The following is a 13,247-nucleotide window of genomic DNA, read 5'->3' as shown; positions in this document are numbered from 1 at the left end:
GGGCTTACCTTTCAAGCCGTTCACCTCTTGCGCACATAATCAGTAAACAAACATTCAAACTCCATTATATCATAAAAGCAAAATAGATCACGCACATCCTTTAGCGCTTGCCGCCCGTCTATTGCGATCAGGCGCCGGCGGGCTCAGCTTGCCTTCCATGACGCAGCGCCCGCCGCGGTTACTTCAAGCCCCAGCTTGTCCAGCAAGGATAATGGCATAAACGTCCGGGTTCCGATCGAGATCAAATTCGCCTTTACGTCTCCTGCCTCCAACCGATATCCCCGCTCGAGCATGAGCATTCCTTCCGAGGGAGCAAGCTCGGCGCCGCTAATCACGGGAGACGCCTGACTATTGCTACGCTTGGCTATAACTTTATGGGCCGCTTTATCCCATACCAGCCTGTAGCCCTGCTGCTCAAGCGAACGGACATCCACGTACGGCATGCCTTTATAATCGACCACGGCATATTGAAGTGCTCCCCAGCTCAGCAAGCCAGCTCTGCTTTTCACCCTGACGAACTCGCTGCGAACAGGCTGACCGGCCTGGATATCCTTATTCAGCTTGCCGTTATCGAGAACCAGACGGCCTCCAACAAGCACATAACGGATTCCAGCGGATAGCTGCTCCGGATGCTCAACCGTCGAGCGGTCTTTAATCGTCTTGTAATCGAAGATGACGATATCCGCATCCATTCCTTTGGCGAGCCTGCCTTTCTTGCGCAGCGCAGGGGCTTGCTTTTCCAGCCTCTGAGCCGGCATAAGACTCATCTTCGCGAGAGCATCCATTAAAGAAAGGGTATGCTTCTCCCGGACATACCTTCCGATCGTTCTGGCGAATGTTCCGGAAGCACGCGGATGATTATTGTGGCCGGGCTCCAGGATCGCGTCGCTCCCAATCATCACGTAAGGCGCCTTGAGCGCCTTTACGACATCCTGTTCGGGGATAGCGTACGCTACCGCCAGCTTGCCTTCCGCGCGGTACCGGCTGAACGTCTCCTCGGTCAGGCGGTGATTGGTTCCCGCAATCTGCAAGTCACGGAACGTAATCCGGAATCTCGATTGCCAGCCCTCATCGAACCTTGTCGAGTTCAGGAAGGTCCCCCAATAATCGTAGGGATAGACGCAGGCGGTAATATCGAGCCCTTGTTTGCGGACAGCCTCCAGAAGGGAGAGCGACCTTTTCATCGAGAAAGTGCCCCCCGTGCTGTTGATATGATCAATATGGACGGCTGCCCCCGTTCTCCGGGCATAACCGATCAGCTCGTTAAGGGCATCCATATTGGTGCCCGGCTCCTCCATATCGGAATAACGGGCATGAAAGTAGACAGGCACGTTGTAATCATAGGCAAGCTGCATCATCGGCACAATCTCGGCTGCCGTTATACCCGGCACGTATTCAAGGCTGAATGAAATGCCAAGCGCTCCGTTATTGAGTGCCTGCTCCGCCTGCTTGACCATCTCCGCGATCTGTTCCGGCCGGGCGCTGTCATAACGGCTGAGCCCGTATCGGTTGCGGGCTTCCGTGTAGAAGAACGAGGCTCCGAAATGAACCGGCGTCGTGCTTTTTGCATAATAGTTATACCACTCTTTAGGCGTGGAAGTTCCACCGTGCATGGCAATATTGGTCGTGACCCCGTCGGCGATCTTGTTCCAGACCCCCAGCGGGTTCGGATTGTAGGACAGGTTGTCGATAAATCCCGGCGCCACGATAAGACCGGCTGCATTTATGACATGCTTACCCTTTAAAGGCTTAGATGTAACAATCGCAATACGGCTGCCGTTTACGCCGACATTCCAGCCCTTCTTATCCAGCCCGGTTTCGGGATTCATAACTCTGCCGCCGGCAATAACCGTATCGTAGACCGTCTCCGATGCTGCCGCTCCGGATGCCCTGCCGCTGCTCAACATTCCCGTTACCCCGATAACCAACGCAAATAATAAAACAAAAAGACGGTACCGTTTGCGGCCTCCGTCTTTTTGGTGCTCATTCCTATTCATGAAGCCCCTCCTGAAGTCATGCTCGCTTGGCCTATTTTCTCCTACCCTATCTGAAAATATAGCTGCGCAAGCCATGCTTTTTGGAGATGCTGAATGCTCTTCGTTCATAATGGCCAATTGAAACCGGTCAGGCCTCCATCGCAACCGACGGCGAACCCGGAATAAAGGACTGGCAGTAATCGATGATTTCGCTTCTGCGGACGATGCCAATGAAATGGCCGCGGTCGTCCACTACGGGGACAAAGTTCTGAACCTTCGCAAGGGCAATCAAATCCTTCATATCCGCATCAATCCGAACCGAGCGGTTCATCATGCGGAGCGGCACATCCTGCAGCTTCACCTTATTGGCGTTCTCAAAGCTTATGCCCGGCGTGTTCTTCATGTACCAGAGAAGGTCGCCTTCCGTTACCGTCCCCGCATAGCCGCCTTCCTCATTAATAATCGGGACCGCAGAGTAGCGGTGATGCTCCATCTTCTCGAGGGTTTGCCTGAGCGTTGCATCTTGCGTTACCGTAATAACCTCCTGCTTGGGCAGCAGGAAAAACGCAATATTCATCCGTCATTCAACTCCAATCTTTCCTAGTGGCTTCACTATAACATACGTAATGACATATAACTTTTCGGACATGAATACAATCTTCTCGAGAGAGTCGATTATAGAAAGGATGAGATCCGTTCATGTCCAGCGCTTCCTTCGAGCCTGATCGTTCCTCAACAGGTATAGACCCCAAAGTGGCAGGACTGCTTGCTTATTTCCTGGGCTTTATCACCGGTATTATATTCCTGGTCGTGGAGAAACAGAGCCGGTTCGTAAAATTTCATGCCCTTCAGTCTATCGCGATTTCCGTTGTATTCATTGTACTCAATATCGTGCTTGGTTTCATTCCCGTTATCGGCTGGCTTCTTGGTCTGGTTCTGACACCTCTTGGCTTTATTCTATGGATAGCCCTGATGCTGCTTGCCCTGCAGGGCAAGCGCTTCAAGCTGCCGTACATCGGCGACTGGGCGGAACAGCAATCACATAAATTCTGATTAGCTGAGGCAGTACGGGAGCGCAAGGCTTTCGTTACTGCCTTTTTAAATCACCTGCCTATGTGTATGAACCGTTTAAGAATTCAGGAACAAGGTGGCATGACAGTACCGTTTGGCGAGCGAATGAAAATAAGAAGTACGGATCGAGATGACGGCGATGAACAAAATATGGCGCAATGCCTCCGTCTGCTCCTCGCTTAGCCGCGGCAATATTTGCAGGAACGGCTCCGAAGCGCTGTGAAGCATCTGCTCCATAATTGCCTCTCTATCCTTCGCATCCGTATATGGACGAGCCATATCGAACAGCCGGTAGCCGCTCGAGGCAAGCTCTTCATACATGGAAGTATACGCCGCATACAGCTCGAGCGGACCAATCAAGTCGTCTGTTTCGTCTTCCGGTTTATTGAACAGCCGGTCGAACAGCTTCCGTATGGAACCAAAATCGAGACTGGATTTCAGATCTTCGATAATAAACAAGAGCGCTGTCTGATTCAGAGAATATTTCTTGCCGATTTTCGGACAGTCGAAATAAGCCTTGAAATCTCTCTTTACCCAGTTTTGCATCGATGTAATCGACATTTGCGAAAAATTTATCAATCCGCCTAACGCGGATATCTCCTGCAAAGAGAATCCTTTTACCTCGCGTCCTTTAATCAGCTTCACCAGGACAGGCGGAAGCGCCGTCGATAGGAAAGCCGGCAGCGACGATCCGGATTCATAAGCATCACGGTGCGATTGTTTCCAAGCCTGCTGCAGAACCTGTAGGGGACCACAGCAATTTTGGCCTTGCATCGCAAGCAGCAAATCCGCCATCTCTTTGCGGGTAAGCGTAAAAGCTTCCATATCGCTTACCTCCTTATGACATAAAGGGATTGGCTTGATGATTACAAGCTCATCTGAACTTATCATACGCCCCTGTACAGAGCCTTGTAAAGACGAGGTATTTGCCAAAATTGTAATGTTAGCTCCGAATTTTTCGTCATAATGGATGGTATTGCGCCCGTAAAGTAAAATAGCAAGTTTGCATCTGCTAGCTGAAGTTCGTTATAGTAGATCATAGGAACTTATAATATTTGATAAAGGATTGTGAAGAACCCAAATGGACAGTAGTATAGGATTTAATTTGTTTATGATTGCTGTATTAATTGTATTGACCGCCTTCTTCGTTGCTACGGAGTTCGCAATTATCCGCCTTCGCGCAAGCCGAGTGGATCAGCTGGTGCTCGAAGGCAAGAAAAACGCGCTTGCCGTACAACGCGTGACAAGCAACCTTGATGCTTATCTTTCGGCTTGTCAGCTCGGTATTACGATTACCGCCCTCGGACTTGGTTGGTTAGGCGAACCGACCGTTGAACGAATTATCCATCCGTTATTCGAGAAATTGGGCGTAAACAGCGATTTGAATCATATTATTTCCTTTGTTATAGCATTCGTTGCCGTTACATTCCTGCATGTGGTCATGGGTGAACTTGCACCGAAGACATGGGCCATCCAAAAAGCCGAATTTATCAGCTTTGCCGTAGCCAAACCGATTATCTACTTCCACAAGATCATGTACCCGTTCATCTGGGTGCTGAATGGTTCCGCAACAGGCCTGATCCGCATGTTCGGACTGAAGGCTGTAAAAGAGCATGAAGAAGCGCATAGCGAAGAAGAAATTCAGATCATTCTGAACGACAGCTTCCAAAGCGGTAAAATCAATAACACCGAATACGGTTACGTGAGCCGGATCTTCGCCTTTGACGAAATGCTCGCCAAAGAAATCATGGTTCCGCGTACCGATATGATTTGCTTATATACGAATAATTCGATGATGGAGAATATGGACATCATCCGCAAAGAACAGTACACCCGCTTCCCGGTTGCAACGGGCAGCAAAGACAACATCGTTGGCATGATCAACACGAAGCAGCTGTTCCTTGAATTCCAGGAAAACAAAGAATTCAATTTTCAGAAGCTGGTTCATCCGGTCCTGGCCGTTTCCGAGGTTTTGCCGGTTAAGACGCTCCTGAAGCGCATGCAGCAGGAACGCGTTCATATCGCGATTCTGATGGACGAATACGGCGGTACTTCCGGCATGATTACCATCGAAGATATTCTGGAAGAAATCGTCGGCGAGATTCGGGATGAATTCGATACCGATGAACGGAAAGAAATCGAGAAGCTTGCGGATAACTGCTACCTGCTGGACGGTAAAGTCTCGCTTGACCATGTATCCGAAATAACCGGCGTTGCCATCGATCAGGAAGATGTCGACACGGTCGGCGGCTGGCTGTTCACGGAGTTTACCGATCCGAAGCCGGGCAAGGAAATGCACTACGAGAATCTTCGTTTTATCATCCGTGAGGTTGGCAAGCACCGTATTAAGAAAGTCGAGCTTATTATCGAAGAAGAAGCTGACGAGAGCACTCATGAAGCCGAAGTGGAAACGGCGTAAATTATACGATGAACAAAGGGCAGCCCGCGAAACTGCCCTTTTCTTTTTATCCGTTATGCCGTCTGCCTTTCTTTAAATACCTGCTTGAGGAGCGGCGGCGTAATAAGCGTCGTCAAAATAACGACCAGGATAACCGATGTAAAATATTTCTCCGGCAATAATCCCGATTCCAGCCCCGATGCGGCTATAATTAACGCTACCTCGCCCCGCGATACCATTCCCGCTCCAATCGCAATGGAAGACCGGTTATTAAAGCCCGTAAGCCTGGCGCCTAAACCGCCTCCGAGCAGCTTTGTAACGGCCGCAACAATCGTTACAAGCACGATGAAGAGCAACTGCTCCCCTACCCCATCAAAGGTTATGTGCAGCCCGATGCTTACGAAAAAGACCGGCACGAATAACGTATAGGCAATCGGCTCTACCTTGGACTCCACCTGATGCTTGAATGGCGTTTGCGATACGGCAATACCGGCGGCAAATGCCCCGATAATGCCTGCAATCCCCATCTCTTCCGCGAAGTAGGAGAAGGCAAAGCAGATGATCAATGCGGCGCTCATGGCCGTCTCCGTTACCTTCAGCGGCGCAAACCATTTCAGGAATCGCGGCACAAGCAGCCAGCCCACTAGCCCGATAACGACAAAGAATAGTACCTTCTTGCCAATCAAGAGCCCCAGCGATACATCATTAGCCGGTATTAGGAAGCTCATCATGACCGCCAGCAAAATGACAACAAGCACATCATCCACCACTGCAGCACCCAGAATGGTCGTCCCTTCCCTCGACTGCAGCTTATCCATCTCCTTCAACGTCTGTACCGATATGCTTACCGAGGTCGCGCATAAGAGCAGCCCCAGAAACAGCGCCTCGTTGCTTGATAGTCCAAACGCTGCCGCAATCCCGTATCCTCCAACAAAGGGCAATAGGATGCCTCCAACCGCTACAGCAAAGGAGGGCTTCCAATTCCTTCTCAGCTGATCAAGATCCGTTTCGAGACCCGCAATGAACATAAGCAGCAGCACGCCGATTTCCGAGAAATGTCCGATAAAATCATCCGGCTTCACCCATCCCAGTACAGCCGGTCCTATGAGAATGCCTGCAATTAGCTTTCCTAACACGGCCGGCTGTCCGAGCCTGACCGATAACGCGCCAGCCAGCTTGGTTGATACGATAATAATAGCCAAATATAGAATGAACTCCATTTCCGCTCCTTCCTCCTTCTTTTCAGCATAACAAAAGGAGCCTGCTCCTATGCAGACTCCCGGAAATAGACAGAAGGAGCCCGCAGTGGCAGGCTCCTCCAAGGTCATGCTTATTTTATTACTACTACGTGAGAACCACGGAACGGTTCCACTTCTCAGTAAAACTATTTCAAGAACGAGAACAGACCGTTAACGTGAGTCAGGTAACGAACGTTACTTGCCTCTTTCATCAATGTAGCCGCTGTACCTCTCAGCTTCAGCTGGCTTGCACCGATTGTACCGATAGCATCTTTGCGGCCAAGGCTCGCAAGTACGCCGGAGTTAACGAATTGGAACGATTTCATCGGGATACCTTTCGCTTGCGCGAACAGGTTGTAACCGATGCACTCGCCCATTTGCCATGCGATTTGCGCGCTTGGCGGGTACGGACGGCCTTCTGGACCCATAACGAACGCGTTGTCGCCGGCCAGGAAGATATCCGAGTGGGATGTCGATTGCAGGAATTCTGTTACCGAAGCACGGCCACGGTTTACTTCGATGCCACAGTTAGCTACTACAGGGTTGCCTGTAACGCCGCCTGTCCATACGAAAGTATTCGTTTCGATGGAGCTGCCGTCTTTCAGCATAACTTTGTTGCCTTGAACCTCGGTTACCGCTACGCCCATGATCAGGTTAACGCCACGGTTAGTCAGGCTGGATTTCGCGCGCTCAAGAAGATCAGCCGGGAAGCCCATCAGAATAGTTGGACCAGCTTCGATGTTGTACAGGGAGATTTCGCTCTTGTCAACGCCGTACTGTTCACACCATTTTGGAAGCATATCAACGATCTCGCCGATCAGCTCGATGCCTGTCAGGCCGCCGCCGCCAACAACGATTGTTGCGTCTGCTTTGTTTTTCGATTGCGCGTAAGCTGCGATGCGGTTTTGGATATGCGCGCTAACAGCTTTTGCTTCTTCAACCGATTTCAGCGTCAGGCTGTTTTCTTCAAGACCAGGAATGCCGAAGAATGCTGTTTCGCCGCCGAGAGCGACAACCAGCTGGTCGTATCTAACTGTGCCGTTGCCAGCCAGCTTCACTTGTTTTTTCTCCGGATCAATGTTATCTACAGTGTCGATAACCAGGTTGATCGATTTGCCTTTCAGCAGTTTATCCAAAGGAAGAGCTACGTTTCCTTCGTTTACGCCGCTAACAGCCAGACGGTGAAGCTCGGTAATGATTTGGTGGTAAGGAGTTTTGTTGATCAATGTAATTTCAGCTTCTTCAGCCGAAATATATTTGCGAGCTGTCAGTGCGCTAAGAAGACCGCCGTAACCGCCGCCAAGAATTAAAATTTGCTTAGCCATGTTTACCCTCCGCTCTTGTATGATTAACCGTTTTTACGCTCAGCCAATACGTTCAGGAACGATTGGGCGAAACGAAGCGTTGCTTGTACTTGCGGATCCTTCAGCATTTTCAGAATGCCAAAGAGACCAATTGTAGAGTTGTCGGCTTGCGCGCGGTCGCCAGCTTCAACTGCTGCGTTAGCGATGCCTTTAGTCGTGTCTACGATTGGTTTAACGAATTCGCCAAAGCCATGAACCATATCGTTCACAAGAACTTTGTCGTTAGCTACGGTAGTAGCCACATCATAAGCTTTAGTAAGCAGGGTCACCAGTTCTGCCAGTTTTGGCAGGTTTTCCACCAATTGAGTCAGCGATTGCTGAATTTCTGGCTTCAACAGTTGCTCAAGCACGTCCAGTTCACGTACGGAACCGGATTCTTCAGGTAATTTCGTTACGGTTTCAGACATACGAATGCATCCCTCTTTCCATCTGTAATCGATCAATTGATTTACTTGCATAAGCCGTTATTCCACATCTGTCATTTAAAGTGAAATTATTCACAATGAAGACCCAACATCATCGCCGACTTATATGCACGAACTATATCTTATTGTATTCCTCTTCCGCCAAATGATCAATTCCTATTTTATAAAATAAAAGAAAAAAAGCCCATTGGTTTCCCAATAGGCTTTCTTCCAAAAGAACTACTCAGTAGTGTACGGCAGCAAAGCCACAGTACGAGCACGCTTGATAGCAACCGTCAGCAGACGTTGGTATTTCGCGCTAGTTCCAGTTACACGACGTGGCAAGATTTTGCCGCGCTCGCTGATGAACTTTTTGAGCAGATCAGTATCTTTATAGTCAATGTGAGTGATTTTGTTCACAGTGAAGAAACATACTTTACGGCGTTTGTTGCGTCCGCCTTTGCGGCCGCCGAATTTGCGTTCTGGACGCTCTCCGTCTCCGCCTTCTCTTTGCTTGAAGCTCATTCGAACCCATCCTTTCGATTAAAATGGCAAGTCATCTTCTGATATATCGATCGGTCGACCGTCATCCGAGAACGGATCACGGCTGTTGTTGTTGCGTGGAGTACTAGGCTTTCCGCCGCCGCCGTTACCGCCACCATAAGGAGCGTTACCGCCGCCGCCGCCAAAAGATCCTCCGCCGCTGTTGTTATTGCCTCCGGCATAACCGCCACTCTCTTGCGGAGCTCCGCCTTCACGGTTAGATTCCAAGAAGCGAACGTTATCGGCAATAACTTCCGTCACATAGACGCGTTTACCTTCGTTGTTCTCGTAGTTACGCACCTGAATGCGTCCTTCTACCGCGGTTAAGCGACCTTTACGCAAGTAATTAGCGCATGTCTCAGCCAACTGCCGCCAAGTTACGACCGGAATGAAATCCGCTTCGCGCTCGCCCTGACCGCTCGTAAACGGCCGGTCTACTGCTATCGTAAATTGCGTAACTGCTACACCCGCAGGCGTATAACGCAATTCGGGGTCTCTTGTTAATCTGCCAATTAGTATTACACGATTCAACATCGCCTCTGGACCTCCCAATCGAACATCTAGCGTGGATTAAGCAACGTCTCTGACGATCAAGAAACGGATAACTTCATCCGTAATTTTCATGATGCGGTCAAGCTCATTAACAACTTCGTTGTTCGCGTTGAAATGAACCAGAACGTAGTAACCATCACGAATCTTATTGATCTCATACGCAAGACGGCGTTTACCGATCACATCTTGCTTCGTGACTTCCCCGCCATTGTTAATGATGCCACTGAATTTGTCGACGATGGCTTGAACGTTTTCTTGCTCAACGTCCGGACGAATGATGTACATCACTTCATATTTGCGCATTGTGTTTCACCTCCTTTTGGACTAAGCGGCCCCCGAAAGGGCAAGGAGCGAGATTATTACTCGCATCTACACAGTATAGCAAATCGCCTACTCATTGACAAGTCATCCGCCGTTCCCGATTTCTGCCTTTCATGTCCGCGCCTTCTCCGGTGAATACTACAAATCGGACAAGGAGGTGAGCAAGTATGGGCGAATGGACATTGTTTTCCCCGGGCGACCATGCTCCAAACGACGGCATTTATATTGAAACGGGCGTTAATTCCTACCATATGGGGGTTAACAATCCGAAGAAGGTCGAGCTGAAGCGCGGTCAGAGGTTCCCGGATACGTCTAACCATGAACGCAAGTGGAAACGTATGGCTCACAATTAATTTTCAAACATCTCCGTATAAGATCACAAAGTCACGGACATCATAATTATCGACGGTGAAGAGAGGTGTGGTTCCATTGGACCTGAATAGGGGCAAGGACTACTAGAGAATTTGACTACTCATCACTTGAGAAGCGAGGCGTTGTGCTAAATACACGTTGCTGTAACACACGAGCAATCGCGATCGGAAAAGCGATACCTAATGGAATTGTGTACCGATCTGTGAAGATTGCACCTGGTTTTCCGTTGTATGAAGGCGATAATTCATCGAAACTTACAACACCGTCGAAAAAGGGACTCGCGAGAGTCCCTTTTTTCCGTTTCGGCAATGACAAGCATGAATTCTCTCAAACATTCCGACCGGCCAGCAGCCGGCCCACATAAATGCCGCTTGCCGCTGCCTGGGATAAGGAATGCGTTGTCCCCGAACAGTCTCCGATAACATAAAAGCCTTTAATATTCGTCTCGAACTTATCGTTTGTCTCGATTGCCGGTGAATACAGCTTCCCGTCAATGGCGTACAAAATGGTATCTTCATCAATGGGTACCCCCAAGAGCTTCTCCAACGCGTCCAGAAACGCCAGAGTAGCCTCTATATACCGTTCCGGCAGCTCTTCTCTCAGCTCCGTAAACTCCGCCTCCAGCGTCGGCATAACGCTTCTGACGGCAGCTTGGCCTTCGGAGGATTGGTACTGCGGCCCTCTACGGAGCGAACCAAGCCTTTGAGCTGCAATCCGATTCCGTCCCCGGTTAATCCCGCCGACGATATTTTTCAAATAAGCATCTGCTTCTTCAAGCGTAGCAAATCGGTTCGGCACAAACAGGGTAAAGTTCAGGTTGGAGCTGCCCTCCTCCTTCTCGCGGAAGTTTTGTCCGTCCGGCATTGCCAGTCCTTCCTGAAGCTTGAGCACAACCCTTCCCTGCGGATTCATGCAATAAGTCGTAGCTGTGCAGCCCTCTCTTTGGAAGCTAAGCTTGGTCTCGAAGGAACGCTGAAGAATCGAAGCCAGCTGGTTGCCCTTCATCTCGATTCGAAGCCCCAGATCAACCCTTGCTTCTCCCCTGCCAATTCCAAGACTCTCGCATTGATTGGTAAACCATTCGTTCCCGCTCCTGCCGGTTGCCACAATTACTTGCCCGGAATCAATAACTGTTCCATCAGCCAGTTCTATGGCAAAGCGTCCTTCCTTCGGATGGATTCGAATAGGCTCTGCCTCAAATCTCATCGCGATTCGTGATTCCAAGTATTCGTACATGCGCTCTAGAACTGACCTAGACAATTTTGTTCCCAGATGCCGGGTTTTGGTCGTCAGCACGCCAAAGCCAGCTTTCAGTGCCCGCTCAGACAGTTCCGGATCATAGGTGCTGTACAGCTCCGATGCACCTGCTCCGTACTTGCACAGGATCGTATCCACGTCATCCATCAACCGCAGCGCAGCTTCGTACCCGGTCTTCCGCTCCAGCTCTCCGCCGAAATCATTCGTATAGTTATATTTCCCCTCCGACAAGCCAAGTCCGCCAAAACCGATATAACTATCGCTTCGTTCGCCAAGCTTCTTGCCTTTGTCCAGCATAAGCACCTTAAGCCCGCTTGCCGCTAATTCATGGGCGGCGAATATGCCGCTGACACCTGCTCCGACAATTGTAATATCATACAAACTCATTCCACTCACCTGCTTCTCCCGAAGATAAAAAAAGCTCCTACGTGATCTCGTAGGAGCTTTCTTCTTTATGTAACCGCCTAAGCGTTATGGACGAATATGGCGGAGAGGGTGGGATTCGAACCCACGCACGCTTTGACACGCCTAGCTGATTTCGAGTCAGCCCCCTTGGGCCTCTTGGGTACCTCTCCGTTTGTGTCAAGCAAAAACTATATTATCACAGGCCTTGTCCCAATGCAACTGTTTTTTTAAAAAATATTAAGCCTGTTCGTTTTACCCGGAATCCGCTGCGGAACGCAGCACTTTCTTCATATTTTTCTCGAACTTTGCTCTCGGAATCAGAACGCTATGCTTGCAGCCAACGCATTTGATACGGATATCCATCCCCATGCGGATAATTTCCATTTCATTGGATCCGCAGGGATGCTGCTTCTTCATTTGAACGATATCGCCCAGCTCGAATTGTTTACGCTCCATTCGGATCGCCGCCCCTTTCATTGCGATGATACGTTACCATTCGCGGATACGGAATGTCAATTCCGTGGCCGTCCAGCACTTTCTTGATATAAGCATTTAATGCCCTTGCTACAACAGCTTGCGTATTAGGAAGACATTCTGCCGTTATGCGTACCTTAACTTCGGTTGAAAGCATGGTCTGGATACCCAGCACCTCCGGAGGCTTAACGAGATTGTCATTCTCAAACCGTTCGAGTTCTCTGCGGATTATCACAATCGCTTTCTCCGCGTCCTCCTCATAACCAATCGATACATCAATAAACGCAATTGAATTATGCATCGAGAAATTCGTAACCTCATTGATCATGCCGTTCGGAATAATATGAACTTCTCCCGTCCAGCTAAGAATCCGTGTTGCCCGAAGTCCAATAACCTCGACCGTTCCTTTGAAATTGCCCGTCTGAATGACATCGCCAACCGCGAACTGATCTTCAAATATAATAAAGAAACCCGTAATAATATCTTTCACTAGACTTTGGGCACCAAATCCGATAGCCAGTCCAATGACACCTGCCCCCGCGAGCAGCGGCGCCAGCTGTACGCCAAACTCGTCAAGCACAAGCATGCCGATAATGAAATATCCCGCATAGGAGATCATGTTTTTGACCAGCTTGCCTACGGTCGTCATTCTTCTGGTTTGAAGGACCATTCGGCTCTCCGAGCGATTTAATACGACCCGGTCAATCGTTTTGTTTGCAGTCCAGATAATAACCTGTCCAATGATGATAATAAGCGCAATACGCAAGACCGATTGTCCAAAACCTTCCCATGTTGTCTCGCTTGTCATCCATGCCGCAACATCTTTATAGTAGGCTTGAATATCCATTTTACCGCACCACCATCCTTGCACA

At 49.5% G+C, this 13,247-nt stretch carries 15 protein-coding genes and 1 tRNA gene; 3 read left to right on the top strand and 13 right to left on the bottom strand.

Features of this window, described 5'->3' with window-relative positions; translation table 11 throughout:
• Nucleotides 1-143 precede the first annotated feature (143 nt).
• Nucleotides 144-1,997, bottom strand: a complete 1,854-nt coding sequence (locus PGL01S_RS22935; RefSeq protein ID WP_127496873.1) for an amidohydrolase family protein — start codon at nt 1,995-1,997, stop codon at nt 144-146.
• Between the two features lie 127 nt (nt 1,998-2,124).
• A complete protein-coding gene (locus PGL01S_RS22930; protein WP_116394512.1) occupies nt 2,125-2,553 on the bottom strand; it encodes a CBS domain-containing protein in 429 nt (142 codons plus the stop codon).
• Nucleotides 2,554-2,675: 122 nt separating this feature from the next.
• On the opposite strand from PGL01S_RS22930, the gene PGL01S_RS22925 reads away from it, so the two are divergent.
• On the top strand, nt 2,676-3,029 hold the full coding sequence (locus PGL01S_RS22925; RefSeq protein WP_116394511.1) for a DUF4870 domain-containing protein: 354 nt from the start codon (nt 2,676-2,678) through the stop codon (nt 3,027-3,029).
• A 75-nt stretch (nt 3,030-3,104) separates the two neighbouring features.
• On the opposite strand, the gene PGL01S_RS22920 is transcribed toward PGL01S_RS22925, so the two are convergent.
• Nucleotides 3,105-3,872, bottom strand: coding sequence for a DUF1836 domain-containing protein (locus tag PGL01S_RS22920; RefSeq protein WP_127496872.1), 768 nt, complete (start codon nt 3,870-3,872; stop codon nt 3,105-3,107).
• Nucleotides 3,873-4,158: 286 nt separating this feature from the next.
• Here PGL01S_RS22920 and PGL01S_RS22915 point away from each other — a divergent pair, with 286 nt between their 5' ends.
• Nucleotides 4,159-5,466 (top strand): hemolysin family protein, encoded by a 1,308-nt coding sequence (locus PGL01S_RS22915; protein WP_236013260.1) that lies wholly within the window; start codon nt 4,159-4,161, stop codon nt 5,464-5,466.
• Nucleotides 5,467-5,519: 53 nt separating this feature from the next.
• Here PGL01S_RS22915 and PGL01S_RS22910 read toward each other — a convergent pair whose 3' ends face one another.
• From PGL01S_RS22910 to rpsF, 6 genes are all read right to left on the bottom strand, one after another.
• Nucleotides 5,520-6,665: a cation:proton antiporter gene (locus tag PGL01S_RS22910; RefSeq protein WP_127496871.1), complete on the bottom strand. Its 1,146-nt coding sequence runs from the start codon at nt 6,663-6,665 to the stop codon at nt 5,520-5,522.
• 164 nt (nt 6,666-6,829) lie between these two features.
• Entirely contained in the window at nt 6,830-8,008 is a 1,179-nt protein-coding gene (locus PGL01S_RS22905) for an NAD(P)/FAD-dependent oxidoreductase (protein ID WP_116394507.1), read from the bottom strand.
• A 23-nt stretch (nt 8,009-8,031) separates the two neighbouring features.
• The gene (locus PGL01S_RS22900; protein WP_116394506.1) at nt 8,032-8,454 is read right to left on the bottom strand and encodes a DUF1641 domain-containing protein; all 423 of its coding nucleotides are present in this window, start codon (nt 8,452-8,454) and stop codon (nt 8,032-8,034) included.
• Between the two features lie 237 nt (nt 8,455-8,691).
• Nucleotides 8,692-8,976 carry a 30S ribosomal protein S18 gene (rpsR, locus tag PGL01S_RS22895; RefSeq protein ID WP_015847810.1) on the bottom strand — a complete coding sequence of 95 codons (285 nt, stop codon included), beginning with the start codon at nt 8,974-8,976 and terminating at the stop codon, nt 8,692-8,694.
• Between the two features lie 18 nt (nt 8,977-8,994).
• Nucleotides 8,995-9,528 (bottom strand): single-stranded DNA-binding protein, encoded by a 534-nt coding sequence (gene ssb, locus PGL01S_RS22890; RefSeq protein ID WP_116394505.1) that lies wholly within the window; start codon nt 9,526-9,528, stop codon nt 8,995-8,997.
• Nucleotides 9,529-9,564: 36 nt separating this feature from the next.
• Nucleotides 9,565-9,849 carry a 30S ribosomal protein S6 gene (gene rpsF / locus PGL01S_RS22885; protein WP_091189332.1) on the bottom strand — a complete coding sequence of 95 codons (285 nt, stop codon included), beginning with the start codon at nt 9,847-9,849 and terminating at the stop codon, nt 9,565-9,567.
• Nucleotides 9,850-10,034: 185 nt separating this feature from the next.
• On the opposite strand from rpsF, the gene PGL01S_RS22880 reads away from it, so the two are divergent.
• Entirely contained in the window at nt 10,035-10,220 is a 186-nt protein-coding gene (locus PGL01S_RS22880; protein ID WP_127496870.1) for a YjzC family protein, read from the top strand.
• A 346-nt stretch (nt 10,221-10,566) separates the two neighbouring features.
• On the opposite strand, the gene PGL01S_RS22875 is transcribed toward PGL01S_RS22880, so the two are convergent.
• The 4 genes from PGL01S_RS22875 to PGL01S_RS22860 form a co-directional block, all read right to left on the bottom strand.
• Entirely contained in the window at nt 10,567-11,877 is a 1,311-nt protein-coding gene (locus PGL01S_RS22875; protein ID WP_127496902.1) for an NAD(P)/FAD-dependent oxidoreductase, read from the bottom strand.
• A gap of 103 nt (nt 11,878-11,980) precedes the next feature.
• Nucleotides 11,981-12,071 (bottom strand) — tRNA-Ser (locus PGL01S_RS22870).
• A gap of 82 nt (nt 12,072-12,153) precedes the next feature.
• On the bottom strand, nt 12,154-12,357 hold the full coding sequence (locus PGL01S_RS22865) for a DUF951 domain-containing protein (protein WP_127496869.1): 204 nt from the start codon (nt 12,355-12,357) through the stop codon (nt 12,154-12,156).
• Nucleotides 12,347-13,222: a mechanosensitive ion channel family protein gene (locus PGL01S_RS22860; protein ID WP_236013261.1), complete on the bottom strand. Its 876-nt coding sequence runs from the start codon at nt 13,220-13,222 to the stop codon at nt 12,347-12,349. Before PGL01S_RS22860 ends, PGL01S_RS22865 begins: the two co-directional genes overlap by 11 nt.
• Nucleotides 13,223-13,247: the final 25 nt, after the last annotated feature.

The sequence above is a fragment of the Paenibacillus glycanilyticus NBRC 16618 genome (genome assembly GCF_004000805.1).
GTDB classification, from domain to species: Bacteria; Bacillota; Bacilli; order Paenibacillales; family Paenibacillaceae; genus Pristimantibacillus; species Pristimantibacillus glycanilyticus.
Note: the sequence above shows the minus strand (reverse complement) of the source record. Positions and strands in the feature narration are given on the sequence as shown.

What these genes read in the sequence shown, in the direction of transcription:
- PGL01S_RS22900 (WP_116394506.1), bottom strand. Translation starts at nt 8,454, where the DNA reads ATGTCTGAAACCGTAACGAAATTACCTGAAGAATCCGGTTCCGTACGT.
- PGL01S_RS22930 (WP_116394512.1), bottom strand. Translation starts at nt 2,553, where the DNA reads ATGAATATTGCGTTTTTCCTGCTGCCCAAGCAGGAGGTTATTACGGTA.
- rpsF (WP_091189332.1), bottom strand. Translation starts at nt 9,849, where the DNA reads ATGCGCAAATATGAAGTGATGTACATCATTCGTCCGGACGTTGAGCAA.
- PGL01S_RS22860 (WP_236013261.1), bottom strand. Translation starts at nt 13,222, where the DNA reads ATGGATATTCAAGCCTACTATAAAGATGTTGCGGCATGGATGACAAGC.
- PGL01S_RS22915 (WP_236013260.1), top strand. Translation starts at nt 4,159, where the DNA reads ATGATTGCTGTATTAATTGTATTGACCGCCTTCTTCGTTGCTACGGAG.
- PGL01S_RS22925 (WP_116394511.1), top strand. Translation starts at nt 2,676, where the DNA reads ATGTCCAGCGCTTCCTTCGAGCCTGATCGTTCCTCAACAGGTATAGAC.
- PGL01S_RS22935 (WP_127496873.1), bottom strand. Translation starts at nt 1,997, where the DNA reads ATGAATAGGAATGAGCACCAAAAAGACGGAGGCCGCAAACGGTACCGT.
- PGL01S_RS22865 (WP_127496869.1), bottom strand. Translation starts at nt 12,357, where the DNA reads ATGGAGCGTAAACAATTCGAGCTGGGCGATATCGTTCAAATGAAGAAG.
- PGL01S_RS22910 (WP_127496871.1), bottom strand. Translation starts at nt 6,665, where the DNA reads ATGGAGTTCATTCTATATTTGGCTATTATTATCGTATCAACCAAGCTG.
- ssb (WP_116394505.1), bottom strand. Translation starts at nt 9,528, where the DNA reads ATGTTGAATCGTGTAATACTAATTGGCAGATTAACAAGAGACCCCGAA.
- rpsR (WP_015847810.1), bottom strand. Translation starts at nt 8,976, where the DNA reads ATGAGCTTCAAGCAAAGAGAAGGCGGAGACGGAGAGCGTCCAGAACGC.
- PGL01S_RS22880 (WP_127496870.1), top strand. Translation starts at nt 10,035, where the DNA reads ATGGGCGAATGGACATTGTTTTCCCCGGGCGACCATGCTCCAAACGAC.
- PGL01S_RS22920 (WP_127496872.1), bottom strand. Translation starts at nt 3,872, where the DNA reads ATGGAAGCTTTTACGCTTACCCGCAAAGAGATGGCGGATTTGCTGCTT.
- PGL01S_RS22905 (WP_116394507.1), bottom strand. Translation starts at nt 8,008, where the DNA reads ATGGCTAAGCAAATTTTAATTCTTGGCGGCGGTTACGGCGGTCTTCTT.